The organism is Methylomonas sp. PHL2-19 (assembly GCF_059331595.1).
Genome location: NZ_CP196839.1, coordinates 4685105 through 4709505, shown reverse-complemented (window position 1 = coordinate 4709505; position 24401 = coordinate 4685105). Strand labels below are relative to the sequence as shown.

The 24401-nt window shown below is 46.1% G+C and carries 29 protein-coding genes and 1 tRNA gene; all 30 read left to right on the top strand.

The features are described 5' to 3' along the window. The first annotated feature begins 6 nt into the window (after window positions 1-6). Window positions 7-1197 (top strand): elongation factor Tu, encoded by a 1191-nt coding sequence (gene tuf / locus ACR02O_RS21730; RefSeq protein WP_020484790.1) that lies wholly within the window; start codon window positions 7-9, stop codon window positions 1195-1197. Window positions 1198-1231: 34 nt separating this feature from the next. Then, a tRNA-Trp gene (locus ACR02O_RS21725) sits at window positions 1232-1307 on the top strand. Between the two features lie 37 nt (window positions 1308-1344). After that, window positions 1345-1725, top strand: coding sequence for a preprotein translocase subunit SecE (gene secE, locus ACR02O_RS21720; RefSeq protein ID WP_033159600.1), 381 nt, complete (start codon window positions 1345-1347; stop codon window positions 1723-1725). Further along, window positions 1725-2258, top strand: coding sequence for a transcription termination/antitermination protein NusG (nusG, locus tag ACR02O_RS21715; protein WP_033159599.1), 534 nt, complete (start codon window positions 1725-1727; stop codon window positions 2256-2258). Before secE ends, nusG begins: the two co-directional genes overlap by 1 nt. A gap of 99 nt (window positions 2259-2357) precedes the next feature. Next, on the top strand, window positions 2358-2789 hold the full coding sequence (rplK, locus tag ACR02O_RS21710) for a 50S ribosomal protein L11 (protein WP_020484793.1): 432 nt from the start codon (window positions 2358-2360) through the stop codon (window positions 2787-2789). Next, a complete protein-coding gene (gene rplA / locus ACR02O_RS21705) occupies window positions 2789-3484 on the top strand; it encodes a 50S ribosomal protein L1 (protein WP_033159598.1) in 696 nt (231 codons plus the stop codon). Before rplK ends, rplA begins: the two co-directional genes overlap by 1 nt. A 191-nt stretch (window positions 3485-3675) precedes the next feature. Next, the gene (gene rplJ, locus ACR02O_RS21700) at window positions 3676-4170 is read left to right on the top strand and encodes a 50S ribosomal protein L10 (RefSeq protein WP_026147170.1); all 495 of its coding nucleotides are present in this window, start codon (window positions 3676-3678) and stop codon (window positions 4168-4170) included. Window positions 4171-4216: 46 nt separating this feature from the next. Then, on the top strand, window positions 4217-4585 hold the full coding sequence (rplL, locus tag ACR02O_RS21695; protein WP_020484796.1) for a 50S ribosomal protein L7/L12: 369 nt from the start codon (window positions 4217-4219) through the stop codon (window positions 4583-4585). A gap of 122 nt (window positions 4586-4707) precedes the next feature. Continuing rightward, complete coding sequence (gene rpoB / locus ACR02O_RS21690; RefSeq protein WP_033159597.1) at window positions 4708-8784, top strand: DNA-directed RNA polymerase subunit beta; 4077 nt, start codon at window positions 4708-4710, stop codon at window positions 8782-8784. Between the two features lie 61 nt (window positions 8785-8845). Continuing rightward, window positions 8846-13057 (top strand): DNA-directed RNA polymerase subunit beta', encoded by a 4212-nt coding sequence (gene rpoC, locus ACR02O_RS21685; RefSeq protein WP_301539351.1) that lies wholly within the window; start codon window positions 8846-8848, stop codon window positions 13055-13057. 150 nt (window positions 13058-13207) lie between these two features. Continuing rightward, complete coding sequence (gene rpsL / locus ACR02O_RS21680; RefSeq protein ID WP_013820393.1) at window positions 13208-13582, top strand: 30S ribosomal protein S12; 375 nt, start codon at window positions 13208-13210, stop codon at window positions 13580-13582. 13 nt (window positions 13583-13595) lie between these two features. Beyond that, window positions 13596-14066: a 30S ribosomal protein S7 gene (gene rpsG, locus ACR02O_RS21675; protein ID WP_020484799.1), complete on the top strand. Its 471-nt coding sequence runs from the start codon at window positions 13596-13598 to the stop codon at window positions 14064-14066. 24 nt (window positions 14067-14090) lie between these two features. Beyond that, window positions 14091-16184 (top strand): elongation factor G, encoded by a 2094-nt coding sequence (fusA, locus tag ACR02O_RS21670; RefSeq protein WP_458138299.1) that lies wholly within the window; start codon window positions 14091-14093, stop codon window positions 16182-16184. A gap of 26 nt (window positions 16185-16210) precedes the next feature. Then, window positions 16211-17401: an elongation factor Tu gene (tuf, locus tag ACR02O_RS21665; RefSeq protein ID WP_020484790.1), complete on the top strand. Its 1191-nt coding sequence runs from the start codon at window positions 16211-16213 to the stop codon at window positions 17399-17401. Between the two features lie 5 nt (window positions 17402-17406). After that, entirely contained in the window at window positions 17407-17718 is a 312-nt protein-coding gene (rpsJ, locus tag ACR02O_RS21660) for a 30S ribosomal protein S10 (protein WP_020484801.1), read from the top strand. Window positions 17719-17748: 30 nt separating this feature from the next. Then, the gene (gene rplC / locus ACR02O_RS21655; RefSeq protein ID WP_205453359.1) at window positions 17749-18399 is read left to right on the top strand and encodes a 50S ribosomal protein L3; all 651 of its coding nucleotides are present in this window, start codon (window positions 17749-17751) and stop codon (window positions 18397-18399) included. Between the two features lie 3 nt (window positions 18400-18402). After that, entirely contained in the window at window positions 18403-19023 is a 621-nt protein-coding gene (rplD, locus tag ACR02O_RS21650) for a 50S ribosomal protein L4 (protein ID WP_205453360.1), read from the top strand. Between the two features lie 2 nt (window positions 19024-19025). Then, entirely contained in the window at window positions 19026-19319 is a 294-nt protein-coding gene (gene rplW, locus ACR02O_RS21645) for a 50S ribosomal protein L23 (protein WP_458139192.1), read from the top strand. 33 nt (window positions 19320-19352) lie between these two features. Further along, complete coding sequence (gene rplB, locus ACR02O_RS21640; RefSeq protein ID WP_084153317.1) at window positions 19353-20180, top strand: 50S ribosomal protein L2; 828 nt, start codon at window positions 19353-19355, stop codon at window positions 20178-20180. Between the two features lie 12 nt (window positions 20181-20192). Next, a complete protein-coding gene (gene rpsS / locus ACR02O_RS21635; protein ID WP_081607975.1) occupies window positions 20193-20465 on the top strand; it encodes a 30S ribosomal protein S19 in 273 nt (90 codons plus the stop codon). 9 nt (window positions 20466-20474) lie between these two features. Then, window positions 20475-20807: a 50S ribosomal protein L22 gene (rplV, locus tag ACR02O_RS21630; RefSeq protein ID WP_033157220.1), complete on the top strand. Its 333-nt coding sequence runs from the start codon at window positions 20475-20477 to the stop codon at window positions 20805-20807. Between the two features lie 9 nt (window positions 20808-20816). Further along, window positions 20817-21488 (top strand): 30S ribosomal protein S3, encoded by a 672-nt coding sequence (gene rpsC, locus ACR02O_RS21625; RefSeq protein WP_033157219.1) that lies wholly within the window; start codon window positions 20817-20819, stop codon window positions 21486-21488. A gap of 19 nt (window positions 21489-21507) precedes the next feature. Beyond that, a complete protein-coding gene (rplP, locus tag ACR02O_RS21620) occupies window positions 21508-21921 on the top strand; it encodes a 50S ribosomal protein L16 (RefSeq protein ID WP_033157218.1) in 414 nt (137 codons plus the stop codon). Then, window positions 21921-22112, top strand: coding sequence for a 50S ribosomal protein L29 (rpmC, locus tag ACR02O_RS21615; RefSeq protein WP_458138298.1), 192 nt, complete (start codon window positions 21921-21923; stop codon window positions 22110-22112). Before rplP ends, rpmC begins: the two co-directional genes overlap by 1 nt. A gap of 2 nt (window positions 22113-22114) precedes the next feature. Next, on the top strand, window positions 22115-22378 hold the full coding sequence (rpsQ, locus tag ACR02O_RS21610) for a 30S ribosomal protein S17 (protein WP_171696508.1): 264 nt from the start codon (window positions 22115-22117) through the stop codon (window positions 22376-22378). Between the two features lie 27 nt (window positions 22379-22405). After that, on the top strand, window positions 22406-22774 hold the full coding sequence (gene rplN / locus ACR02O_RS21605) for a 50S ribosomal protein L14 (RefSeq protein ID WP_013820378.1): 369 nt from the start codon (window positions 22406-22408) through the stop codon (window positions 22772-22774). A gap of 10 nt (window positions 22775-22784) precedes the next feature. After that, complete coding sequence (gene rplX, locus ACR02O_RS21600; protein WP_171696507.1) at window positions 22785-23102, top strand: 50S ribosomal protein L24; 318 nt, start codon at window positions 22785-22787, stop codon at window positions 23100-23102. A gap of 12 nt (window positions 23103-23114) precedes the next feature. Continuing rightward, entirely contained in the window at window positions 23115-23654 is a 540-nt protein-coding gene (gene rplE, locus ACR02O_RS21595) for a 50S ribosomal protein L5 (RefSeq protein ID WP_171696506.1), read from the top strand. An 11-nt stretch (window positions 23655-23665) separates the two neighbouring features. After that, a complete protein-coding gene (gene rpsN, locus ACR02O_RS21590) occupies window positions 23666-23971 on the top strand; it encodes a 30S ribosomal protein S14 (protein ID WP_033157213.1) in 306 nt (101 codons plus the stop codon). A gap of 28 nt (window positions 23972-23999) precedes the next feature. Beyond that, window positions 24000-24395 (top strand): 30S ribosomal protein S8, encoded by a 396-nt coding sequence (gene rpsH / locus ACR02O_RS21585; RefSeq protein WP_319960430.1) that lies wholly within the window; start codon window positions 24000-24002, stop codon window positions 24393-24395. Window positions 24396-24401 lie beyond the last annotated feature (6 nt).

Sequence of the window (24401 nt, the reverse complement as noted above, 5' to 3'; positions counted from 1 at the left end):
TCCAAAATGGCTAAAGAAAAATTTGAAAGAAAGAAACCGCACGTAAACGTAGGCACCATTGGTCACGTTGACCACGGTAAAACCACATTGACAGCGGCATTAACAAAAGTCATGGCGGAGCTGCAAGGCGGCGAAGTTAAGGCTTTTGATCAAATCGACAACGCCCCGGAAGAACGTGCGCGCGGTATAACCATTTCTACGTCACACGTAGAGTACGAATCAGCCAACCGTCACTATGCCCACGTTGACTGCCCTGGTCACGCTGACTACGTTAAAAACATGATTACCGGTGCTGCCCAAATGGACGGCGCGATTTTGGTTTGCTCTGCTGCGGACGGTCCTATGCCGCAAACGCGCGAGCACATTCTGTTATCACGTCAAGTCGGTGTGCCTTACATTGTTGTGTTCTTGAACAAGGCCGATATGGTAGATGACGCTGAGTTGATTGAGCTGGTTGAAATGGAAATTCGCGAGTTATTGAATCAATACGAATTTCCAGGTGACGACACTCCCATTATCGTTGGTTCCGCATTGAAAGCTTTAGAAGGCGAGCAAAGCGAAATTGGTGTACAATCAGTAGTGCGCTTGGTTGAAGCGTTGGACAGTTACATTCCCGAGCCAGAACGCGCGATCGACGGCAAATTCTTGATGCCTATCGAAGACGTGTTCTCAATTTCAGGTCGCGGTACCGTAGTAACCGGACGTGTTGAGCGGGGTATCATCAAAGTTGGCGAAGCCGTCGAGATCGTCGGCATCAAAGATACCGTTCAAACGACCTGCACGGGTGTGGAGATGTTCCGCAAACTGCTTGATCAAGGTCAAGCGGGCGATAACGTCGGTGTGCTGTTGCGTGGTACTAAAAGAGAAGACGTGGAACGTGGTCAAGTATTGGCGCACGTTAACTCCATTAAACCGCACGCTCATTTCAAGGCGGAAATCTACGTCCTGTCTAAAGAAGAGGGCGGTCGTCATACTCCATTCTTTAATGGCTATCGTCCGCAGTTCTACTTCAGAACGACCGACGTAACCGGTGCGGTAGATTTGCCAGAAGGCGTGGAAATGGTTATGCCTGGCGATAACATCGCCGTTACCGTAAAACTTATCTCACCGATTGCGATGGAAGACGGCTTGCGTTTTGCGATTCGCGAAGGTGGTCGCACCGTGGGTGCGGGTGTTGTTGCTTCTATTATCGAGTAATAGCCGTTTTTGATTCAAAAAATATTTTCTGAATAGGTCAGTAGTTCAATTGGTAGAGCAGCGGTCTCCAAAACCGCAAGTTGGGGGTTCGAGTCCCTCCTGGCCTGCCATTCAGAAAATCTTCATAATTTAATTCAAGTTGACTAAATGAACGCACAGGCAGAAGAAGTCTCCTCAGTGGTGGACATCGTAAAGTTGGCTTTATCTTTGGTTTTTGTTGTTGTTGGCATATCAGCGTTCTATTATTTTTCTGATTTGCAGCTTCTTTACCGCGTTTTAGTTTTGGTGGCTGTTTTAGCGGCTGCTATAGCTGTTGCTTTTACTACTGCTAAGGGTCGCGGTCTATGGGGCTTTATGCTGGAGTCCAAGCAAGAATTCAAAAGGATAGTGTGGCCCACTAAAGACGAGGCGGTTCGTACTACGCTGATGGTTTTTTTGATGGTATTCATAGTCGGCTTAATACTGTGGTTGCTAGATATGTTTTTGTTTTGGGGTGTTCAGCTTTTGATGAGCCAGGGGATTAAATAATGTCGCTTCGCTGGTATGTCGTTCATGCGTATTCCAATTTTGAAAATAAAGTCAAGCAGGCTCTTGAAGAGCGTATAAAACGCGAAGGTCTGGAAGAGTTTTTTGGAAAAATTCTGGTCCCTACTGAAGAAGTTGTTGAAATGCGCATGGGTCAGCAGCGTAAAAGTGAAAGGAAATTCTTTCCCGGATACGTGCTTGTGCAAATGGAATTGAATGACGAAACATGGCATTTAGTAAGAAATGTTCCTAGGGTGTTGGGCTTTATAGGCGGGGCATCAGATAGGCCGTCACCAATCTCAGAAAAGGAAGCAATGGCAATATTAAATCGTGTCGAAGAGGGTGTGAATAAGCCACGGCCCAAAGTATTGTTTGAAGTTGGGGAAGTTGTTCGGATTACTGATGGCCCATTTAAAGACTTTAACGGCAATATAGAAGAAGTCAATTACGAGAAAAGCCGGTTGCGCGTATCGGTTCTTATTTTTGGTCGATCTACACCGGTTGAATTAGAATTTGGACAGGTTGAAAAAGTCTAGCCTACAATTTGAGATTTTTACGAATCCCTGTCATTTGCATGGCCGGGATTTTTGTTTGTTGGGGAGCTGAAAAGCGTTTGCACCCGTTAGGAGTATAAAATGGCAAAAAAAATTGATTCGTACATCAAGCTGCAAGTTAAAGCGGGTGAGGCTAATCCTAGTCCACCAATTGGTCCTGCATTGGGTCAGCGTGGTGTCAATATTATGGAGTTCTGCAAGGCATTTAATGCAAGAACTCAGGAAGTCGAAAAAGGTCTGCCTTTGCCGGTTGTTATCACGGTTTATAGCGATAAAAGCTTCACTTTCATTACCAAGACTCCGCCAGCGTCAGTATTGTTGAAAAAAGCAGTGGGTATTAAAAGCGGAAGCAGCAAGCCCAATTCTAATAAAGTTGGCACAGTTTCACGTGCGCAGTTGGAAGAAATCGCTAAAACCAAAATGGAAGATTTGAACGCAGCTAATTTGGAAGCGGCCATAAGAATTATTGCGGGAAGTGCTCGCAGCATGGGCTTGAACGTGGAGGGCGTGTAATGGCAAAAGTAACTAAAAAAGCAAAGGCTATCAAAGAAAAGGTAGTTAGAAGCAAACAATATTCGGTTGCCGAAGCTGTAGCACTATTAAAAGAGTTTGCCAATAGCAAGTTTGATGAGTCTGTGGATGTGAGTGTTAACTTGGGTGTTGATCCTCGTAAATCTGATCAGAACGTTCGTGGCGCTTCCGTGTTACCGAACGGTACCGGTAAAACAGTAAGAGTTGCTGTATTTACGCAAGGCCCAAATGCGGATGCGGCTCGCGAAGCGGGCGCGGACATCGTTGGTATGGACGATTTAGCTGAGCAAGTAAAACGCGGCGAAATGAACTTTGATGTGGTAATTGCCTCACCTGATGCAATGCGTGTAGTGGGTCAATTAGGTCAAATCTTAGGCCCAAGAGGCCTGATGCCAAACCCGAAAGTAGGTACCGTAACGCCTGACGTTGTAACAGCAGTTAAAAATGCCAAATCAGGGCAGGTCAGATACCGCACAGATAAATCAGGCATTATTCATTGCTCTATCGGTAAAGTATCTTTCGATGAAACTGCGCTCAAACAAAATTTGGAGTTTTTGATTTCAGATCTTAAAAAAGCTAAACCGACGGCTGCCAAAGGCGTCTATTTGAAAAAGATTGCATTGTCCTCGACCATGGGTCCTGGCTTGTGGATCGATCAAGGCAGTATCGACATTTAAGAATTTAACAAGTTGTAAGGCTTTGGGTTGCCGAGTTATCGGCAACCGTCAAAGACCGTAGGTGCGAAAGCTTAATTTTCCTACGCAGACGGGAGCTGGAGCCGCAAAGTTGGTGAAAGGGACCGTGAAAGGGGCATCGAAAGATGCGTTTCATAGATCCGATGGATAATCGGAAAGTACCGGAGGTAGATGTGGCACTCAATTTAGATAGCAAAAAAGTTGTCGTAGAGGAAGTTGCTGAATTCGCCGCTAAAGCCCATTCCGCGATCGCTGCGGAATATCGGGGTCTGACAGTTACCGAATTGACGGAACTGCGTAAAACCGCGAGAGAAACGGGCGTTTATTTGCGCGTAGTCAAAAATACACTGGCTAAACGTGCTGTCGCTGGGACTGAGTTTGAATGTATGCAGGAAGGGCTGGTCGGTCCTTTAATACTGGCATTTTCCATGGAAGATCCAGGCTGCGCTGCACGGCTCATCAGCGAATTCTCCAAAGGCCATAACAAACTGATCGCGAAAGTAGTGGCAATCGGTGGTCAGGCTTTTGATGGATCGGAGCTAGATAGATTGGCAAGATTGCCAACCCGTGATCAAGGTATCAGTATGCTGATGTCGGTCATGAAAGCACCGGTTGAGAAACTCGCACGTACTCTGGCTGCAATCAGAGACGAGAAAGAAGCGGCATAATCTCGCGTTAACCAGTTAAAACTCATTAATTTTAGAGGAATATACAATGGCAATTTCACAACAAGACATCTTGGAAGCAGTCTCTAACATGACTGTGATGGAAATCGTTGATCTGATTTCAGCGATGGAAGAAAAGTTTGGCGTTTCTGCTGCTGCGGCAGTAGCGGTTGCAGCTCCTGTAGCGGCGGCTGTTGTTGAAGAGCAAACCGAGTTCGATGTTATCTTGACCGGTTTCGGCGAAAACAAAGTAGCGGTTATTAAAGCGGTTCGCGGTTTGACAGGCTTGGGCTTGAAAGAAGCGAAAGACGCTGTTGAAGGCGCACCTACTACTGTTAAAGAAGGTGTTAACAAAGCCGAAGCCGAAGCGGCGAAAAAAGAGCTTGAAGAAGCTGGCGCAACTGCCGAAATCAAATAAGCATCTTGGCTGCATACCAGGCATAAGCCTATCAAACCGGGCTGACGGCATTTTGCCGTCGGCCTTTTACTGTTTCTAAAACAGTAGTAAATAATCTCTGACGACGAAGGTATAGAAGCAATATGGCCTATTCTTTTACCGAAAAAAAGCGTATCCGTAATAATTTTGGGAAGGGTTCCGAAGTATTGGAAGTTCCCTATCTTTTGGCAACACAAATTGATTCGTATGCAAATTTTTTGCAGTCCGGCATAGAGCCGGATAAACGGCGTAATCAAGGGCTGCATGCCGCATTCTCCAGTGTCTTTCCGGTAGTAAGTCATTCCGGCTATGCCGTATTGGAGTATGTTAAATATCGCTTGGGGGAACCCGCATTCGATGTAAGAGAGTGTCAACAGCGCGGCGCTACATTTTCAGCGCCTTTGCGTGTTTTAGTGCGTCTAGTTATTTATGATAAAGACGCGCCTGCTAATACCAAAGTCGTTAAGGATATTAGAGAGCAGGAAGTTTACATGGGTGAACTGCCTCTGATGACCGACAACGGTACATTCGTGATTAACGGCACTGAACGGGTCATTGTGTCGCAGTTGCACAGATCGCCCGGTGTATTTTACGACCACGACAAAGGTAAAACCCATTCGTCCGGCAAGTTGTTGTTTAATGCCCGAGTCATTCCTTATCGCGGCTCATGGTTGGATTTCGAATTTGATCATAAAGACGCCGTTTACGTGCGTATAGACAGACGTAGAAAAATTCCGGCGACTATTTTGTTACGGGCTTTGGGATATGAAAATGAAGAAATGATCAAAATTTTCTTCGAAACCAACAAGTTCTCATTGAGCGCCGAAAAATTAATGTTTCACGTGATCCCGGATAGGTTGCGTGGTGAAATGGCTGTTTTCGATATTAAGCACGACGGTAACGTTGTTATCGAAGAGGGTCGCAGAATTACTGCCAAACATGTTCGCCAACTGGAAAAATCCGGTGTCACTGAAATCGAAGTGCCTAGGGACTATCTGTACGGAAAAATTCTAGGCCATAATGTTGTCGATACATCTACCGGCGAGCTGTTGGCCAGTGTTAATGACGAAATCACCGACAATTTATTGCAGAAGTTGATCGATGCGGGTGTTCGCGAGATCGATACACTGTATGTTAACGATTTGGATAGAGGTCCTTACATCTCCAATTCGATGCGTTTGGATACCACCACAAATCGCCTGGAGGCATTGGTGGAAATCTACAGAATGATGCGTCCTGGCGAGCCGCCTACAGTAGAGTCTGCGGAAAACTTATTCGAAAACCTGTTCTTTACTGACGAACGTTACGACTTATCCGCCGTTGGCCGGATGAAATTCAACCGTCGATTGGGGCGTGAAGAAACCGAAGGCCCGGGCACGCTAAGCAAAGAAGACATCATCGATGTTTTGAAAGAACTGATCAAAATTAGGAACGGTAACGGTACCGTGGACGACATCGACCATTTGGGAAACAGACGTGTACGTTCTGTTGGAGAAATGATCGAAAACCAGTTCCGCATCGGTTTGGTTCGAGTCGAACGAGCTGTCAGAGAGCGTTTGACATTGGCGGATTCCGAGGGCTATATGCCACAGGAGATCATCAACGCTAAACCTGTGTCTGCGGCTGTCAAGGAATTCTTTGGTTCCAGCCAGTTATCGCAGTTTATGGACCAAAACAATCCGTTATCGCAAGTTACCCACAAACGCCGGGTTTCGGCACTGGGTCCTGGCGGTTTAGCCAGAGAACGTGCCGGGTTCGAGGTTCGTGACGTTCACACCACTCACTATGGTCGAGTTTGCCCTATTGAAACACCAGAGGGCCCGAACATTGGTTTGATTAACTCATTGTCTGTCTACGCCAGAACCAACGAATACGGCTTCTTGGAAACTCCGTACCGGAAAGTGGTCGACGGTAAAGTAACCGATCAGGTCGATTACATTTCCGCAATCGAAGAAGGCGAATACGTTATCGCGCAGTCCAGCGTGGCGGTTGACGAAAACGGCAAATTGGTTGAAGGCTTGGTGTCTTGTCGTTACAAAGACGAATTCACCTTGGCTTCGTCCGAAACCGTGCAATATATGGACGTATCGTCCAAGCAGATCGTATCCGTGGCGGCATCCATCATCCCGTTCTTGGAACATGACGACGCGAACCGGGCGTTGATGGGTTCGAACATGCAACGTCAAGCGGTTCCCACTTTACGTGCAGAGAAGCCTTTGGTTGGCACCGGTATGGAGCGTGTCGTCGCGAAAGACTCGGGTGTAACCGTGGTAGCAACTCGTGGTGGTCGTATCGAAGCGGTTGATGCGGGGCGTATCGTAGTACGTGCGAATGACGAAGAGACCGTTGCGGGTGTGCCAGGCGTGGATATCTACAACTTGATTAAATATACCCGTTCTAACCAAAACACCTGTATCAACCAAAAACCACTGGTTAAACTCGGCGACATCGTCAGAGCCGGCGATATTTTGGCGGACGGCCCTTCGACCGACATCGGCGAATTGGCCCTGGGTCAAAACATGTTGATAGCCTTCATGCCCTGGAATGGCTATAACTTCGAAGACTCCATTTTGGTGTCTGAGCGAGTAGTAAAGGAAGATCGCTTTACGACTATTCATATCGAAGAAAAAACCTGCGTAGCTCGCGAAACCAAGCACAGTCCGGAAGAAATTACTGCGGATATTCCAAACGTTAGTGAAGAAGCCTTATCCAAATTGGATGAATCCGGGATTGTATACGTCGGTGCGGAAGTAAAAGGCGGTGACATTCTAGTGGGTAAAGTGACGCCGAAAGGTGAAACGCAATTAACGCCAGAAGAGAAATTGCTGAGAGCCATCTTCGGCGAAAAAGCAGCCGATGTGAAAGACACGTCGCTACGTGTGCCGGGCAACGTGCGCGGTACTGTGATCGATGTTCAGGTTTTCACTCGTGATGGTGTGAAAAAAGACAAGCGAGCCCTGGAAATCGAAGATGCGGAAATCAAGCGTTACCGGAAAGACTTGGATGACCAACTGAAAATCGTCGAGCACGATATTTTCGCTCGGGTAAAAACCTTGTTAGCTGGTAAAAAAGCCGAAAAGGGTCCGAATGGCTTGAAAAAAGGCGAAGAAATTACCGCTGATTATCTGGATGGCTTGGTGCCTTCCGAGTTGTTGAAAATCCGCACACAAGACGAAGATGTCAACGTGCAATTGGAGACCGTTGCCGAGCATGTAGAGCAGCAACGTAAAGAGTTCGACGAGCGTTTCGAGCAGAAAAAGAAAAAAATCACCATGGGCGACGATTTGGCGCCGGGCGTGTTGAAAATGGTCAAAGTTTATTTGGCTGTTAAAAAACGTATTCAGCCGGGCGACAAGATGGCCGGCCGTCACGGTAACAAGGGGGTTATCTCCCAAATCGTGCCGATTGAAGACATGCCGTATACCGCTGACGGTAACCCCGTCGACATTTTGTTAAATCCTCTTGGCGTACCATCGCGGATGAACGTTGGTCAGGTGTTGGAAACGCATTTGGGTTGGGCATCTAAAGGCTTGGGTATCAAGATCGGTAAGATGCTGGAAGCTCAAGCAAAAGTCGCGGAAATACGTGGTTTCATGGAGAAAATTTACAATTGCAGCGGCCGAAAGGAAGATCTGAATTCGTTTACCGATAAAGAAATTCTAGAGATGGCGGTCAACTTGGTTGCCGGTGTACCGATGGCGACCCCGGTCTTCGACGGGGCTTCGGAAGAAGATATTCGTACCATGTTGCGTTTGGCCGATTTACCGGAGCACGGGCAAACCGTACTGTACGATGGCTTAACAGGCGAACCGTTTGAGCGTGAAGTTACTGTGGGTTACATGTATATGCTGAAACTGAATCACTTGGTGGACGACAAAATGCATGCGCGTTCGACCGGCCCTTACAGTTTGGTAACGCAGCAACCGTTGGGCGGTAAAGCGCAATTCGGTGGTCAGCGTTTTGGTGAGATGGAGGTCTGGGCTCTGGAAGCTTATGGCGCCGCGTACACATTGCAAGAAATGTTGACTGTCAAATCCGATGACGTGACAGGCAGAACCAGAATGTATAAAAACATTGTTGATGGCAACCATTCAATGGAAGCCGGCATGCCGGAATCATTCAATGTCTTAGTGAAAGAGATTCGTTCGCTGGCAGTGAATATCGAAATGGAACAAGACTAATTCTGTTCTTTGCGAGATAGATTCTGGACAATATCGGATAACATTTAAAGGGGATAAGCTCTTGAAAGATTTAATGAATTTCTTAAAACGTCAAGGTCGCACAGATGATTTTGACAATATCCGGATTGGATTGGCTTCGCCGGACATGATTCGTTCATGGTCTTATGGTGAAGTGAAAAAGCCTGAGACAATCAATTACCGCACCTTTAAACCGGAACGTGACGGCTTGTTTTGCGCCAAGATTTTTGGACCCATCAGCGATTACGAGTGCTTGTGCGGTAAATACAAGCGTCTAAAACATCGCGGCGTTATCTGTGAAAAATGCGGTGTCGAAGTTACCCTATCTAAGGTACGCCGGGAGCGAATGGGCCATATCGATTTGGCCAGCCCGGTGGCGCATATTTGGTTTCTGAAATCACTGCCTTCCCGGATTGCTTTGCTATTGGATATGACATTGCGTTCGATCGAACGGGTATTGTATTTTGAAACATTCGTCGTGATTGATCCGGGCATGTCTCCGTTGGAGAAAGGCCAGCTTCTGACCGACGAAGAATATTTGAACGCTGTTGAAGAACACGGCGACGATTTCGTTGCAAAAATGGGTGCCGAGGCGATCTATGATTTGCTCAAATCAATTGATTTGAAAGAGGAAATTAACACGCTACGTGAAGAAATCAACGCAACGAATTCCGATACCAAAATCAAAAAATATTCGAAACGTCTGAAAGTTATCGATTCTTTGCTGGCTTCTAATAATCGTCCGGAATGGATGATTATGACAGTGTTGCCAGTATTGCCACCCGAGTTGCGCCCATTGGTGCCATTGGATGGCGGTCGTTTCGCAACCTCCGATTTGAATGATTTATATCGTCGGGTAATCAACAGAAATAATCGCTTAACACGTTTGCTGGATTTGAACGCGCCTGACATCATCGTTCGCAACGAAAAACGCATGCTGCAAGAGGCGGTCGATGCGTTGTTGGATAATGGTCGCCGCGGTCGTGCTATCACCGGTAGCAACAGACGTCCTTTGAAATCTTTGGCCGATATGATCAAAGGTAAGCAAGGTCGTTTCCGGCAGAACTTGTTGGGCAAGCGCGTCGATTATTCCGGACGGTCGGTTATCGTGGTGGGGCCGACATTAAGGCTCCATCAGTGCGGTTTGCCGAAAAAAATGGCTTTGGAGTTGTTTAAACCTTTCATATTCAGCAAATTGCAGTTGCGTGGCTTAGCGACGACGATCAAAGCAGCCAAGAAAATGGTGGAGCGTGAAGGTGCGGAAGTATGGGATATTCTTGAAGAAGTAATTCGTGAGCATCCGGTATTACTAAACCGTGCTCCGACGTTGCATAGATTAGGTATTCAAGCATTTGAGCCGATTTTGATCGAAGGTAAAGCCATTCAGTTGCATCCCTTGGTTTGTAGTGCGTTCAACGCCGACTTCGACGGCGACCAAATGGCCGTGCATATTCCGTTGTCTATTGAGGCGCAGTTGGAAGCGCGTACCTTGATGATGGCAACTAACAATATTTTATCGCCCGCCAACGGTGAGCCAGTAATCAATCCTTCCCAGGACGTGGTTTTGGGTTTGTATTACATTACACGTGAGAAAATTAATGCGGTAGGCGAGGGTAGTGTATTTGGCGATTTGTCAGAGGTAATGTTAGCGCTTGACGCTAAAGCTGTTGAATTGCAAAGTAAAATAGAAGTGCGCGTCACCGAGAAATTGAAAACTCCGGAAGGCGACTTCGAAACCATTGTCAGTAGAAAGAAAACTACGGTAGGGCGCGCAATCGTTTGGGGTATTGTGCCAGACGGTATGCCTTACGAATTGGTCAACGTCGACATGACCAAGAAGAATATTTCCCGGCTGATCAACTATAGCTACCGCTATCTCGGTATCAAAGAAACCGTGATGTTGGCAGATAAGATCATGTACCTGGGATTTAAATATGCCACGCGCTCCGGGGTGTCTTTCGGTATCGAAGACATGGAAATTCCCGTCAAGAAAGCTGACATCATTCGTTCCGCCGACGCCGAGGTTAATGAAATTCAAAACCAGTACGCCTCCGGTTTGGTTACGGACGGTGAGCGCTACAATAAGGTCGTTGATATTTGGTCTCGCGCCAATGATCAGGTCGCGAAAGTAATGATGGAAGGTTTGGGTGAAGACGAAGTTGTCAACTCAAAAGGCGAGAATGTAAAACAAAAATCGTTCAACTCCATCTTTATGATGGCCGAGTCCGGTGCGCGGGGTTCCGCCGCACAGATTCGCCAGTTGGCGGGTATGCGGGGTTTGATGGCTAAACCGGATGGCTCCATTATTGAGACGCCGATTACTGCGAACTTCCGTGAAGGCTTGGACGTATTACAGTACTTTATTTCAACCCACGGTGCTCGCAAAGGCTTGGCGGATACCGCGCTGAAAACCGCTAACTCGGGTTATTTGACTCGACGTTTGGTCGACGTCGCACAGGATTTGGTGATTGCTGAATCTGATTGTGGTACACAAAACGGTCTGACCATGATGCCGATTATTGAAGGCGGGGACGTGGTTGAGCCGTTGGCAGATCGGGTGTTGGGAAGAGTCGCGGCGATAGACGTAACCGATCCCGCCGGCAATAATATTTTGATTCCTGCCGGCACCATGATTGACGAAAATTTGGTCACGGTTCTGGAAGATAACGGCGTTGACAAGATGTTGGTGCGCTCTGTGATTACTTGCGAATCGCGGCAAGGTGTTTGTGCCAAATGTTACGGGCGTGATTTAGGGCGCGGTCATTTGGTTAACATTGGTGAAGCCGTGGGCGTTGTGGCGGCACAGTCAATTGGTGAACCTGGTACTCAGCTGACGATGCGGACCTTCCACATCGGTGGTGCTGCTTCGCGGTCTGCTGCGGTTAGCAACGTGCAAGTTAAATCCAGCGGTACTGCAAAGCTCAATAACCTAAAAACCGTTAAGAACAGAGAGAGCAATCTTGTTGCGGTATCTCGGTCTGGCGAGGTTGGGGTTATGGATGATTACGGTCGTGAGCGTGAGCGTTACAAAATTCCCTACGGTGCCGTATTGTCGGTGGGTGATGGTAGCCCGGTCAGTGCTGGGGATATTATCGTGAACTGGGATCCGCATACTCACCCGGTTATCACCGAGGTAGACGGTTTTATTCAGCTGATTGATTTTATGGACGGGATCACCGTTCAAGAGCAGTCAGATGATGTCACTGGCTTAACCTCGCGAGTGGTTACGGATCCTAAACAAAGAAGCTCAGCCGGTAAAGAGTTGCGGCCTATGGTTCGTCTTCTTGATGAGCAAGGTGGGCAAATCAATTTGCCGGGTACTGATATTCCAGCTCAATACTTTTTACCAGCAGGCGCTATCGTTGGGGTTAAGGACGGTGGGGAAGTAAAGGTTGGTGACGTTTTAGCGAGAATTCCGCAAGAATCCAGTAAAACGAGGGATATTACCGGTGGTTTGCCAAGGGTTGCTGATCTGTTTGAAGCACGAAAAACCAAAGACCCTGCTATTTTGGCGGAGGCAACCGGTATGGTCTCCTTTGGTAAAGAAACTAAGGGTAAGCAGCGCGTCATCATCACGGATTCGGAAGGCGAGCAATACGAAACCCTAATTCCAAAGTGGCGGCATATCACCGTATTCGAGGGTGAGTTTGTTGATAAAGGCGAAACCATCGCTGAAGGTGAGCTGACCCCGCATGATATTTTAAGACTGCGCGGTATCGAAGAATTGGCCGACTACCTGGTAAAAGAAATTCAAGATGTATATCGTCTGCAAGGTGTAAAAATCAACGACAAGCATATTGAGGCAATCATCCGCCAAATGCTCAGAAAAGTCGAGATTACCGCCTCTGGAGACACGGATTTCGTCAAAGGAGAACAGGTAGAACGTACCATGATTAACTTAGTGAACGACCAAGTTGAACGTGAAGGTAAGATTCCGGCTAGTTACGATTCTTTGTTGCTGGGTATCACGAAAGCATCGTTGGCTACCGAGTCATTTATTTCGGCGGCGTCGTTCCAAGAGACGACTCGGGTGTTGACAGATGCGGCGGTAAGAGGTATCAGCGATAGCTTGAATGGCTTAAAAGAGAACGTCATTGTTGGTCGTCTCATACCGGCGGGTACTGGTTTGGCCTACCATGAACAACGACGTAAGAGAAGAGCGGCGGACTCTGGTTCCGGTTCAGAAGCTTCTACCCAGACCATTGAAGCGGTCGATGTGGAGGAAGCGTTGAAACAAGCTTTGAATGTAGAGTAGAGAACCTTAAAAACACTTGACCTAGGTCTATTGTAAAGGTATCATGCTCTGCTCACATCAGCCAATAGGTTTGGGCGGAGCTGTATTGATCTGTGATCGCGCAGATTCCTTTATTGCTTATTAAACATTGCATATTCGGAGTAGTTAAGAATGGCCACGATCAATCAATTGGTCCGTAAGCCTCGTGCTAAAAAAATAGAAAAGACTAACGTTCCAGCGTTGGAGGCTTGTCCGCAAAGGCGCGGGGTTTGTACCAGGGTTTACACCACAACCCCGAAAAAGCCGAACTCGGCTTTGCGTAAGGTTGCTAGGGTGCGGCTGACCAATGGGGCCGAAGTAAGTAGCTATATCGGTGGTGAAGGGCACAATCTTCAGGAGCACTCTGTGGTGCTGATTCGGGGTGGTCGTGTGAAAGATTTACCTGGTGTGCGTTATCACGTGGTTCGGGGGAGTCTCGATACTTCTGGTGTTAAGGATAGAAAATGTGGTCGCTCCAAATATGGCGCGAAAAGACCTAAGAAATAAAGGTTGATAACAGATGTCAAGAAGAAGAGTTGCTGCAAAAAGAGTCATCAATCCAGATCCGCGTTTTGGTAGCGATATGCTGTCAAAATTCATGAATATGATTATGGAGGATGGTAAGAAGTCTGTCGCTGAGAAAATTGTTTACGGTGCTTTGGATGTTATCGAAGGTAAAGGTCATAAAGAATCTTTAGATTTGGTTGCAAAAGCATTGGAAAACGTTCAGCCGCGCGTTGAGGTTAAGTCTCGCCGGGTTGGCGGTGCTACTTATCAGGTGCCTGTCGAAGTGCGTCCTGCCAGAAGGTTGGCGCTGTCTATGCGCTGGTTGATTGATGCGGCGCGTAAGCGTAACGAAAGAACCATGGCGGCTAAGTTGGCGGGTGAGTTGTTGGATGCCTCTGAGGGTCGAGGAGCGGCTGCAAAGAAACGCGAAGACACGCATAGAATGGCTGAAGCTAATAAAGCGTTTGCTCATTATCGCTGGTAAGAAAAGTTAAGCAGGGTAGTTGTTGTGGCTCGTAAGACGCCTATAGAGCGTTATCGTAATATAGGCATTATGGCGCATATAGATGCCGGAAAAACAACCACGACCGAGCGGATACTGTTTTACACCGGGGTTTCGCACAAGATGGGCGAGGTCCACGATGGTGCTGCGACAATGGATTGGATGGAGCAAGAGCAGGAGAGGGGTATAACAATTACTTCTGCTGCGACTACGTGTTTCTGGTTGGGGATGGAAAAACAATACCCGGAGCATCGAATCAATATTATAGATACGCCTGGGCATGTCGATTTCACTATAGAAGTGGAACGGTCTTTGCGTGTTTTGGATGGTGCGTGCGCTGTTTTTTGTGCTGTGGGCGGGGTGGAGCCTCAGTCGGAAACGGTCTGGCGCCAGGCAAACAAATACCATGTGCCAAGGCTGGCATTTGTAAACAAGATGGATCGTTCCGGCGCAAATTTTTTGCGCGTTGTTGAGCAAATTAAATCTCGGCTTGGTAGCAATGTAATCCCAATGCAGTTGCCGATCGGGGCGGAAGAGAGCTTTAAAGGCGTTGTAGATTTGCTGAAAATGAAGGCAATCTATTGGGAAGATGCCAACATGGGTGTGAGTTTTACGGAAACGGAAATTCCAGTAGAAATGGAAGAATCTGCTGTAAATTGGCGCGAGCGAATAATTGAAGCCGCTGCAGATGCGTCCGAAGAATTAATGGATAAATATCTTGAAAAAGGTGTTTTGACAAACGAAGAAATAAAGCTGGGTATAAGGGCGCAGGTTCTGCGGAATAAGTTGGTTCCGGCTTATTGTGGGTCGGCCTTTAAGAACAAAGGTGTGCAGTGTGTTCTTGATGGTGTGATTGATTTTTTGCCATCCCCTCTCGATATAAAGCCCGTAGAAGGTCTGTCAGATGCTGGCATTAGTTCGACTCGTAATGCTTCTGATGATGAGTCCTTCTCAGCGTTAGCATTTAAAATAGCCACTGACCCATTTGTTGGAACCTTGACATTTTTTAGGGTTTACTCCGGTTTGGTAAAGTCTGGAGATGCGGTTTTGAATGCCGGTAAAGGTAAAAAAGAAAGAATAGGACGCATTGTTCAGATGCACGCCAATAGTCGCGTCGAAATCAACGAAGTGAGGGCTGGCGAGATCGCTGCGCTGATCGGGCTGAAAGACGTCACCACTGGTGATACTCTTTGTGATATTGAAAAGCCAATTCTGCTTGAGAAAATGGAGTTTCCTGAGCCTGTAATTGCTGTGGCTGTTGAGCCTAGGACAAAAGCTGATCAAGATAAAATGGGTGCTGCGCTGGCTAAGCTTGCGCAAGAAGATCCCTCCTTTAGAGTTGGTAGCGACCCTGAGTCGGGTCAGACAATAATTTCAGGAATGGGCGAATTGCATCTTGAAATTATCGTTGACCGGATGAGAAGAGAGTTTAATGTTGCCGCAAATGTTGGGGCGCCCCAAGTTGCTTATAGGGAAACTATAAGGCGTGCTGTGGAATGCGAAGGAAAATTCATCAGGCAATCTGGGGGCAAGGGTCAATACGGGCATGTTTGGCTCCGGTTGGAGCCAAAAGAGCCGGGCACTGGTTATGAATTTGTGAGTGAGTTGGTTGGCGGTGCTATTCCCAAGGAGTATATCCCGGCCATAGACAAGGGTGTGCAAGAGCAAATGGAAAATGGCGTTTTGGCAGGTTTTCCGGTTGTTGATGTAAAGGTTAGTTTATTCGATGGTTCATATCATGATGTCGATTCGAATGAAATGGCTTTCAAGATAGCAGGATCTATGTGTTTCAGGGATGGGGCTAAGACTGCAAATCCTGCGTTGCTTGAACCCATTATGAAAGTCGAGGTGGTAACACCCGAGGATTATATGGGTGAGGTAGTGGGTGACATTAATCGACGGAGAGGTGTCATTCACGGAATGGAAGATGTTCCGGCCGGAAAGGTAATAGAGTGCGAAGTCCCTCTTGCCGAAATGTTCGGTTATGCCACGGATCTTAGGTCGGCGACTCAGGGCAGAGCAACGTACAGTATGCAGTTTGAAAGATATAACGAAGCACCTGCAAGCATTGCGGAAGCGATTATTAGAAAAGTATCTTAAATTTTTTACATATCAGGTATTGAATCATGGCTAAAGAAAAATTTGAAAGAAAGAAACCGCACGTAAACGTAGGCACCATTGGTCACGTCGACCACGGTAAAACCACATTGACAGCGGCATTAACAAAAGTCATGGCGGAGCTGCAAGGCGGCGAAGTTAAGGCTTTTGATCAAATCGACAACGCCCCGGAAGAACGTGCGCGCGGTATAACCATTTCTACGTCACACGTAGAGTACGAATCAGCCAACCGCCACTATGCCCACGTTGACTGCCCTGGTCACGCTGACTACGTTAAAAACATGATTACCGGTGCTGCCCAAATGGACGGCGCGATTTTGGTTTGCTCTGCTGCTGACGGTCCTATGCCGCAAACGCGCGAGCACATTCTGTTGTCACGTCAAGTCGGTGTGCCTTACATTGTTGTGTTCTTGAACAAGGCCGATATGGTAGATGACGCTGAGTTGATTGAGCTGGTTGAAATGGAAATTCGCGAGCTGTTGAATCAATACGAATTCCCAGGAGACGACACTCCCATTATCGTTGGTTCCGCATTGAAAGCTTTAGAAGGCGAGCAAAGCGAAATTGGTGTACAATCCGTAGTTCGCTTGGTTGAAGCGTTGGACAGTTACATTCCTGAGCCAGAGCGCGCGATCGACGGCAAATTCTTGATGCCTATCGAAGACGTGTTCTCAATTTCAGGTCGCGGTACCGTAGTAACCGGACGTGTTGAGCGGGGTATCATCAAAGTAGGCGAAGCCGTCGAGATCGTCGGCATCAAAGATACCGTTCAAACGACCTGCACAGGTGTGGAAATGTTCCGCAAACTGCTTGATCAAGGTCAAGCGGGCGATAACGTCGGTGTGCTGTTGCGTGGTACTAAAAGAGAAGACGTGGAGCGTGGTCAAGTATTGGCGCACGTTAACTCCATTAAGCCGCACGCTCATTTCAAGGCGGAAATCTACGTCCTGTCTAAAGAAGAGGGTGGCCGTCATACTCCATTCTTTAATGGCTACCGTCCGCAGTTCTACTTCAGAACGACTGACGTAACTGGTGCGGTGGATTTGCCAGAAGGCGTGGAAATGGTTATGCCTGGTGATAACATCGCCGTTACCGTAAAACTTATCTCACCGATTGCGATGGAAGACGGCTTGCGTTTTGCGATTCGCGAAGGTGGTCGCACCGTGGGTGCGGGTGTTGTTGCTTCTATTATCGAGTAATCAAGATGGCTAATCAAACTATCAGAATCCAATTAAAAGCCTTTGATCATAAATTGATTGATCAGTCGGCGGGTGAGATAGTAGAAACAGCAAAGAGAACGGGCGCCCAAGTAAAGGGCCCCATTCCTTTGCCTACTAGAAAAGAACGTTTTACTGTATTGATTTCACCGCATGTTAACAAAGATGCTCGTGATCAATATGAACTGAGAACTTACAAGAGGTTGCTTGATATCGTTGAGCCAACCGATAAGACCGTTGACGCCCTGATGAAGTTGGATCTGGCGGCTGGGGTTGATGTTCAAATTAAGCTTAAATAGCAGCAAGTAATAATTTAGAGGGATTGGCAGATGTCAATAGGTCTTATTGGTCGTAAATGTGGTATGACCAGAATATTTTGCGAAGATGGCTCTTCGGTACCAGTTACCGTACTTCATGTAGACTCCAATAGAGTCATACAGGTGAAGAGCGTTGAAACTGATGGTTATCGCGCTATTCAGGTAGCGGCGGGTGATGTGAAGTCTTCAAAAGTCAACAAAGCAATGGCTGGGCATTACGCATCTGCCAATGTGACCGCTGGACGTGGTTTGTGGGAATTTAGACTTAGCGAGAGCGAAGCCGCCGAGTTTTCGGCAGGTGCAGAGTTAAAAGTTAACGTGTTTGAGGCTGGGCAGGTAGTGGATGTGTCCGGTACAAGTATCGGTAAAGGCTTTGCAGGTACTGTTAAGCGCCATAACTTCAGAACGCAAGACGCGACGCACGGTAATTCACGCTCCCATCGGGTGCCTGGATCTAGTGGTATGAACCAAACTCCGGGCCGCGTGTTTAAGGGTAAAAAAATGTGCGGGCATATGGGAGCGGTTAAAACTACGATACAGAATTTGACTATCCATGCTGTAGATGCTGAGCGGAACCTGATTTTAGTCAGAGGCGCTGTGCCTGGTGCCAAGGGTGGTGATGTAGTTATCACGCCTGCAGTAAAAATGTTAAATAAAGGTTAATTTATGACTTTGCAAATACCTGCAATCAATAATCAAGAGTCTGTACAGGCGCTAGATGTCTCCGAATTAGTGTTCGGACAGGATTTTAACGAAACCCTGGTGCATCAACTGGTAACCAAATATCTTTCAGCAGCAAGGGCGGGTACTAAAGGCCAGAAGAATCGTGCTGCTGTGAGTGGCGGCGGCGCTAAGCCATTCCGCCAAAAAGGTACAGGTCGTGCGCGAGCTGGAACAACCAGAAGCCCGGTGTGGCGGACAGGTGGTGTAGCATTTGCTGCTCAACCAAGATCTTTTGATCAGAAATTGAACAAAAAAATGTACAAGGTTGGTATTAGATCTATTTTTTCTGAGTTGTTGAGGCAGGGTAGATTGGCTGTGTGCAACGACATAACGCCGGCAACACCAAAAACAAAAGACTTTTTAAGCAAGATAAAGGGTATCGATGCAAAAAGACTGCTGGTGGTTGCGGACGACCTAAATGAAAATTTAATTTTGGCAGCGAGAAATATTCCTTATATAGCGGTAGTCACTCCAAGTAGTGTGGATCCGGTGTCTTTGGTTTCAGCGGATAAGGTGATTGCTACGGCAACAGCGCTGAAACAGATTGAGGAGCGTTTGGCATGAGTATTGAGCAGATCAAATTAGCAAGTGTTTTGTATGCGCCAATTGTGTCGGAGAAAAGTTCCAACGCTGCGGACCAAAGTAATCAGTTTGTATTCAAAGTTAAAAAATCTGCAACAAAATTGCAGATTAAAAATGCTGTTGAACTGATGTTTGGTGTTGAAGTAGCTGCCGTTCGTGTTCTGAATGTTAAAGGAAAAGTAAAACGATTCGGACGAACATTGGGTAAGCGATCCGACTGGAAAAAAGCTTATGTTAAGCTTCAGCCTGGTCATAACATTGAATTAGCGACAGCATAATACTTTAAAGCAAATAAGGAGCGGTAGAAGAGCATGGCTATTCTAAAATCAAAACCGACATCTCCGGGTTCTCGGTTTGTAGTGCGTGTACAAAATAATGATTTGCATAAGGGTAAGCCATTTGCGCAACTACTTGACAAAAAAAGCAATACTGGCGGTCGTAATAATCTTGGTAGGATAACCACTCGGCATATTGGTGGTGGACACAAAAAATTCTACCGGATAGTAGACTTTAAGCGCGACAAAACTGATATCCCAGCATTGGTGGAGCGTATTGAGTACGATCCCAACCGAACTGCGAATATTGCGCTGATTCTTTTTAAAGATGGTGAGCGCAAATACATAATCGCTCCAAAAGGGATAGAGGTTGGTCAAGAGATATTGAGCGGGGAAACAACGCCGGTTAAACCTGGCAACTGTATGCCTCTGCGAAATATGCCTTTGGGCACCACAATTCATTGTATCGAGCTAAAGCCAGGAAAAGGCGCGCAAATAGCTAGAAGCGCAGGAACCTCTGTTCAATTGGTTGCTAAAGACGGCGCATACGTCACTATCCGGCTACGCTCTGGAGAGATGAGAAAAGTTCCTTCAGATTGCAAAGGCGTAGTTGGTGAGGTCTCAAACTCTGAGCACAATCTTATTTCATTAGGAAAAGCAGGTGCGAAAAGATGGCGCGGTGTTAGACCTACTGTTAGAGGTGTGGCGATGAACCCCGTAGATCATCCTCATGGTGGTGGTGAAGGCAGAACCTCGGGTGGTAGACATCCTGTTTCTCCTTGGGGGACGCCAACAAAAGGCTATAAAACTCGAAAAAACAAACGTACTGATAATATGATTGTCAGACGCCGTAAGCAAAAATAAGAGGTATTTGACGTGCCACGTTCAATTAAAAAAGGTCCATTTATAGATCATCACTTGCTTAAAAAAGTCGAAGAAGCGGTGAGAGCGAATAATAGGAAACCGATTAAAACCTGGTCTAGAAGGTCAATGATCAGCCCTGATATGCTGGGATTGACTATTGCGGTACATAATGGGAAGCAGCATGTGCCGGTATTGATTTCAGAAAATATGGTCGGGCATAAGCTGGGTGAGTTTTCACCTACAAGGACTTATAAAGGCCATATAGCAGACAAGAAATCAAGATAAGGAGTGAATGTGGAAGTTTCGGCTAAATTAAGTAATGCTCCTCTTTCTGCGCAAAAAGCACGGCTTGTGGGGGATCAAATACGCGGGTTACCTGTTGAAAAAGCATTGAATTTGCTTAGTTTCAGCTCTAAGAAAGCTGCTGCGATAATCAAAAAAGTTCTAGAGTCGGCAATAGCTAACGCGGAACATAACGAAAGTGCGGACGTTGACGAATTAAAGGTTTCGACTGTATTCGTTAATGAAGGCAGAACGTTAAAGAGAGTTAGCGCAAGGGCGAAAGGACGTGCAAATCACATCCTAAAAAGAACTTGTCATATAACAATTAAAGTAGCAGAGAAATAGAGGTAGCAAATGGGACAAAAGGTACATCCCACTGGGATTCGTCTCGGGATAGTAAAAGACTGGACTTCGAGATGGTATGCAAATAGCCAGAATTACCCTGTATTTCTATTGCAGGATTTGAAGGTTAGAGAATATATCAAACAAAAGTTAGCTCATGCATCTGTTAGCAGGGTGCAAATAAATCGCCCTGCGAATAATGCCAATATTACTGTACACACCGCTCGTCCTGGGATTGTGATAGGTAAAAAAGGCGAAGATATCGATGTGTTAAGGCAGAGCATATCCGCGATGATGGGGGTTCCTGTCCAATTAAACGTCGAAGAGATTCGTAAGCCAGAGCTTGATGCGTATTTAGTCGCAGAAAGCATAGCTCAACAGTTAGAAAAGCGGATCATGTACCGCCGAGCGATGAAGCGAGCTGTGACGAACACCATGCGTTTAGGCGCTGAAGGTATAAAAATCACTGTTGCTGGCAGGCTAAATGGAGCTGAAATTGCCAGAACGGAATGGTATCGCGAAGGTCGTGTGCCGCTTCATACGTTGCGGGCTGATATTGATTACGGAACGGCTGAAGCGAAAACCACTTACGGAATTATCGGTATTAAGGTTTGGATATTTAAGGGTGAGGTTTTTGATATGGATGCTCATGCAGCGTCATTGAACGCCGACTCAAAAAAATAGTTGAAGGGGTATATAAGAGATGCTTCAGCCAAAAAGAACAAAATTTCGCAAACAACATACCGGTAGAAATAACGGTACGGCATTGCGTGGTTCGTCAGTGAGCTTCGGGGAGTATGGTTTGAAGTCAGTTAGCCGTGGTAGAATGACCGCCCGGCAAATTGAAGCCGCGAGGAGAGCGATTAGTCGTCACGTGAAACGGGGTGGGAAAATTTGGATCAGAATTTTCCCAGATAAACCTATTACGAAAAAACCATTAGAAGTTCGTATGGGTAAAGGTAAAGGTAGTGTAGAATACTGGGTTGCTCAGATCAAGCCCGGCACAATGCTGTTTGAAATTGAAGGTGTTTCCGAGGAATTAGCGCGAGAGGCTTTTGAGCTGGCCGCTGCTAAGCTGCCTGTGAAAACTACGTTCTCTACACGGACAATAATGTAATGAAAGCGAAAGATTTAAGAAGCAAAACAAAAGAAGAGTTGAATTCCAGTCTTTTGGAGTTGTCTCGCGAGCAGTTCAATTTGAGAATGCAAAAGGGAACTGGACAGCTTAGCAAGTCGAGTCAAATTAAGCAGGTGAGGCGAGACATTGCCCGCATTAGTACTATTCTAAGTGAAATGGCAAGAGTATAGATATGAGCGAAAATCTAGATACTGTACGTAAGGTAACTGGTCGTGTTGTTAGCAACAAAATGGATAAGACTGCTTCGGTTTTGGTTGAGCGGCTGGTAAAGCACCCTGTGTACGGAAAGTATATAAAACGATCCACTAAGCTTCTCGTTCACGACGAAAACAATATATGCCAAGAAGGCGATGTGGTTTCTATTACCTCGTGTCGTCCTATTTCTAAGAATAAGGCATTCAAGCTGTTGGAAGTCTTAGAAGCTGCCAATAGATAATCAATAATTTTAGTTGGGATTTTAAAAATGATTCAGATGCAAACTAGCCTTGACGTCGCCGATAACAGTGGCGCAAAAAAGGTCATGTGTATCAAGGTCCTTGGAGGTTCGCACCGCCGCTACGCTGGCATCGGCGACATCATCAAGGTGAGCGTCAAAGACGCAATGCCGCGCACTAGGGTTAAAAAAGGCGATGTATATAATGCCTTGGTTGTAAGAACTCGTAAAGGTGTTCGTAGGGCCGATGGTTCGGTTATACGCTTTGACGGTAATGCCGCGGTAATTTTAAATAACCAACTACAACCAATTGGTACTCGTATCTTTGGGCCGGTTACTCGTGAATTAAGAGGCGATAAATTCATGAAGATTATCTCTCTAGCGCCAGAAGTATTGTAGAGGTCCAAAGATGCAAAAGATTAAGCAAGGCGATGAAGTCATCGTAATAGTTGGAAAAGATAAAGGCAAGCTAGGGAAAGTTAGTAAGGTGCTTGAAGGCCACAAGATATTAGTCGAAGGTATTAACTTAGTTAAGAAGCATCAGCGAGGTAACCCAAATCTCGGTGTTTCTGGTGGTATTGTTGATAAAAACATGCCAATTGACATTTCAAATGTTGCTTTATTTAATCCAAAAACAAAAAAAGGCGACAGAGTGGGTTTTAGAATTCTTGATGATGGGAAAAAAGTCAGATTTTTTAAATCTACGAACGAAAACGTTGGTCTCTAAGGTAATAAGGCTATGGCTAGACTACAAAATAAATATAAAACCGAAATTGTTCCTGCTCTGCAGGAGCAATTTGGCTACAAAACAATAATGCAAGTCCCGAAGCTCACCAAAATAACGCTTAATATGGGCGTCGGCGGGGCTATTGCAGACAAAAAAGTTCTGCAGTCCGCTGTTTCTGATATGGAAAAAATATCAGGACAAAAGGCAGTGATTACATTGGCTAGAAAATCTATTGCTGGGTTTAAGATTCGCGACGACATGCCAATCGGTTGTAAGGTTACTTTACGCGCCGATAAAATGTATGAATTTCTGGATAGATTAATTACGATCTCAATACCTAGAATACGTGATTTTAGAGGCATGAGTTCTAAGAGCTTCGACGGTCGTGGTAACTATTCTATGGGAATTAAGGAGCAAATTATTTTCCCGGAAATAGATTATGACAAGATTGATGCGCTCCGTGGTATGGATATTTGTATCACAACAACGGCTAAAACAGATGAAGAAGGTTTGGCGCTGTTGAAATTATTCAATTTTCCATTTAAAAACTAAGGCGTATCGGCATGGCTAAAAAATCAATGATTGCGCGCGAAGTAAAGCGTGAGGGCTTGATAAAAAAATATCAGGCAAAAAGAAGCGAATTAAAAGAAATAATTAGGTCTCCAAATAGCTCCTTTGAAGAGAAAGAGAGCGCTCAAGTTCAACTTCAAAAACTACCTAGAGACTCCAGTCAGTCCAGATTGCGTAATAGATGCAATCTGACGGGGCGTCCTCATGGATACTACAGAAAATTTGGTCTTAGTAGAAATAAATTGAGGGAGGCCACGATGCGTGGCGACGTTCCCGGTTTATCAAAGGCTAGCTGGTAGTTCTGTTTAAGTTTTGGAGAATTGAAAAATGAGTATGACAGATCCAATAGCAGACATGCTAACCAGAATTAGAAATGGTCAATCTGCTGGCAAAAAGAGTGTAAAAATCCCTTCATCGAAGTTAAAGCTGGCTATCGCTAAGGTATTGAAAGATGAGGGATATATTACTGATTTTAAAACCGAAATTACCGGGTGTCATACAGAAATGACCGTTGAGCTAAAGTATTACAACGGGCTTCCTGTTATAGAGAGCGTTAAGCGAGTTAGCCGTCCCGGGCTTAGAATATACAAGTCTAAAGATGAGTTGCCGAAAGTGCTAGGTGGTCTAGGCATAGCCATAGTTTCAACCTCTAATGGTGTGATGACTGATCGCGCTGCGCGTGCTATAGGGCATGGCGGCGAAGTCATTTGCACTGTCTGTTAAATAAAA

Bases quoted from the DNA above. Each gene is read 5' to 3' on its own strand.
- nusG (WP_033159599.1), top strand. From the start codon at position 1,725: ATGTCGCTTCGCTGGTATGTCGTTCATGCGTATTCCAATTTTGAAAAT.
- rpsC (WP_033157219.1), top strand. From the start codon at position 20,817: ATGGGACAAAAGGTACATCCCACTGGGATTCGTCTCGGGATAGTAAAA.
- rplL (WP_020484796.1), top strand. From the start codon at position 4,217: ATGGCAATTTCACAACAAGACATCTTGGAAGCAGTCTCTAACATGACT.
- rplE (WP_171696506.1), top strand. From the start codon at position 23,115: ATGGCTAGACTACAAAATAAATATAAAACCGAAATTGTTCCTGCTCTG.
- rplK (WP_020484793.1), top strand. From the start codon at position 2,358: ATGGCAAAAAAAATTGATTCGTACATCAAGCTGCAAGTTAAAGCGGGT.
- rpsQ (WP_171696508.1), top strand. From the start codon at position 22,115: ATGAGCGAAAATCTAGATACTGTACGTAAGGTAACTGGTCGTGTTGTT.
- tuf (WP_020484790.1), top strand. From the start codon at position 16,211: ATGGCTAAAGAAAAATTTGAAAGAAAGAAACCGCACGTAAACGTAGGC.
- rplN (WP_013820378.1), top strand. From the start codon at position 22,406: ATGATTCAGATGCAAACTAGCCTTGACGTCGCCGATAACAGTGGCGCA.
- rpsJ (WP_020484801.1), top strand. From the start codon at position 17,407: ATGGCTAATCAAACTATCAGAATCCAATTAAAAGCCTTTGATCATAAA.
- rplX (WP_171696507.1), top strand. From the start codon at position 22,785: ATGCAAAAGATTAAGCAAGGCGATGAAGTCATCGTAATAGTTGGAAAA.
- rpmC (WP_458138298.1), top strand. From the start codon at position 21,921: ATGAAAGCGAAAGATTTAAGAAGCAAAACAAAAGAAGAGTTGAATTCC.
- rpsG (WP_020484799.1), top strand. From the start codon at position 13,596: ATGTCAAGAAGAAGAGTTGCTGCAAAAAGAGTCATCAATCCAGATCCG.
- rplD (WP_205453360.1), top strand. From the start codon at position 18,403: ATGACTTTGCAAATACCTGCAATCAATAATCAAGAGTCTGTACAGGCG.
- tuf (WP_020484790.1), top strand. From the start codon at position 7: ATGGCTAAAGAAAAATTTGAAAGAAAGAAACCGCACGTAAACGTAGGC.
- rplC (WP_205453359.1), top strand. From the start codon at position 17,749: ATGTCAATAGGTCTTATTGGTCGTAAATGTGGTATGACCAGAATATTT.
- rpsL (WP_013820393.1), top strand. From the start codon at position 13,208: ATGGCCACGATCAATCAATTGGTCCGTAAGCCTCGTGCTAAAAAAATA.
- rpoB (WP_033159597.1), top strand. From the start codon at position 4,708: ATGGCCTATTCTTTTACCGAAAAAAAGCGTATCCGTAATAATTTTGGG.
- rpsN (WP_033157213.1), top strand. From the start codon at position 23,666: ATGGCTAAAAAATCAATGATTGCGCGCGAAGTAAAGCGTGAGGGCTTG.
- rplA (WP_033159598.1), top strand. From the start codon at position 2,789: ATGGCAAAAGTAACTAAAAAAGCAAAGGCTATCAAAGAAAAGGTAGTT.
- rpsH (WP_319960430.1), top strand. From the start codon at position 24,000: ATGAGTATGACAGATCCAATAGCAGACATGCTAACCAGAATTAGAAAT.
- rplP (WP_033157218.1), top strand. From the start codon at position 21,508: ATGCTTCAGCCAAAAAGAACAAAATTTCGCAAACAACATACCGGTAGA.
- secE (WP_033159600.1), top strand. From the start codon at position 1,345: ATGAACGCACAGGCAGAAGAAGTCTCCTCAGTGGTGGACATCGTAAAG.
- rplB (WP_084153317.1), top strand. From the start codon at position 19,353: ATGGCTATTCTAAAATCAAAACCGACATCTCCGGGTTCTCGGTTTGTA.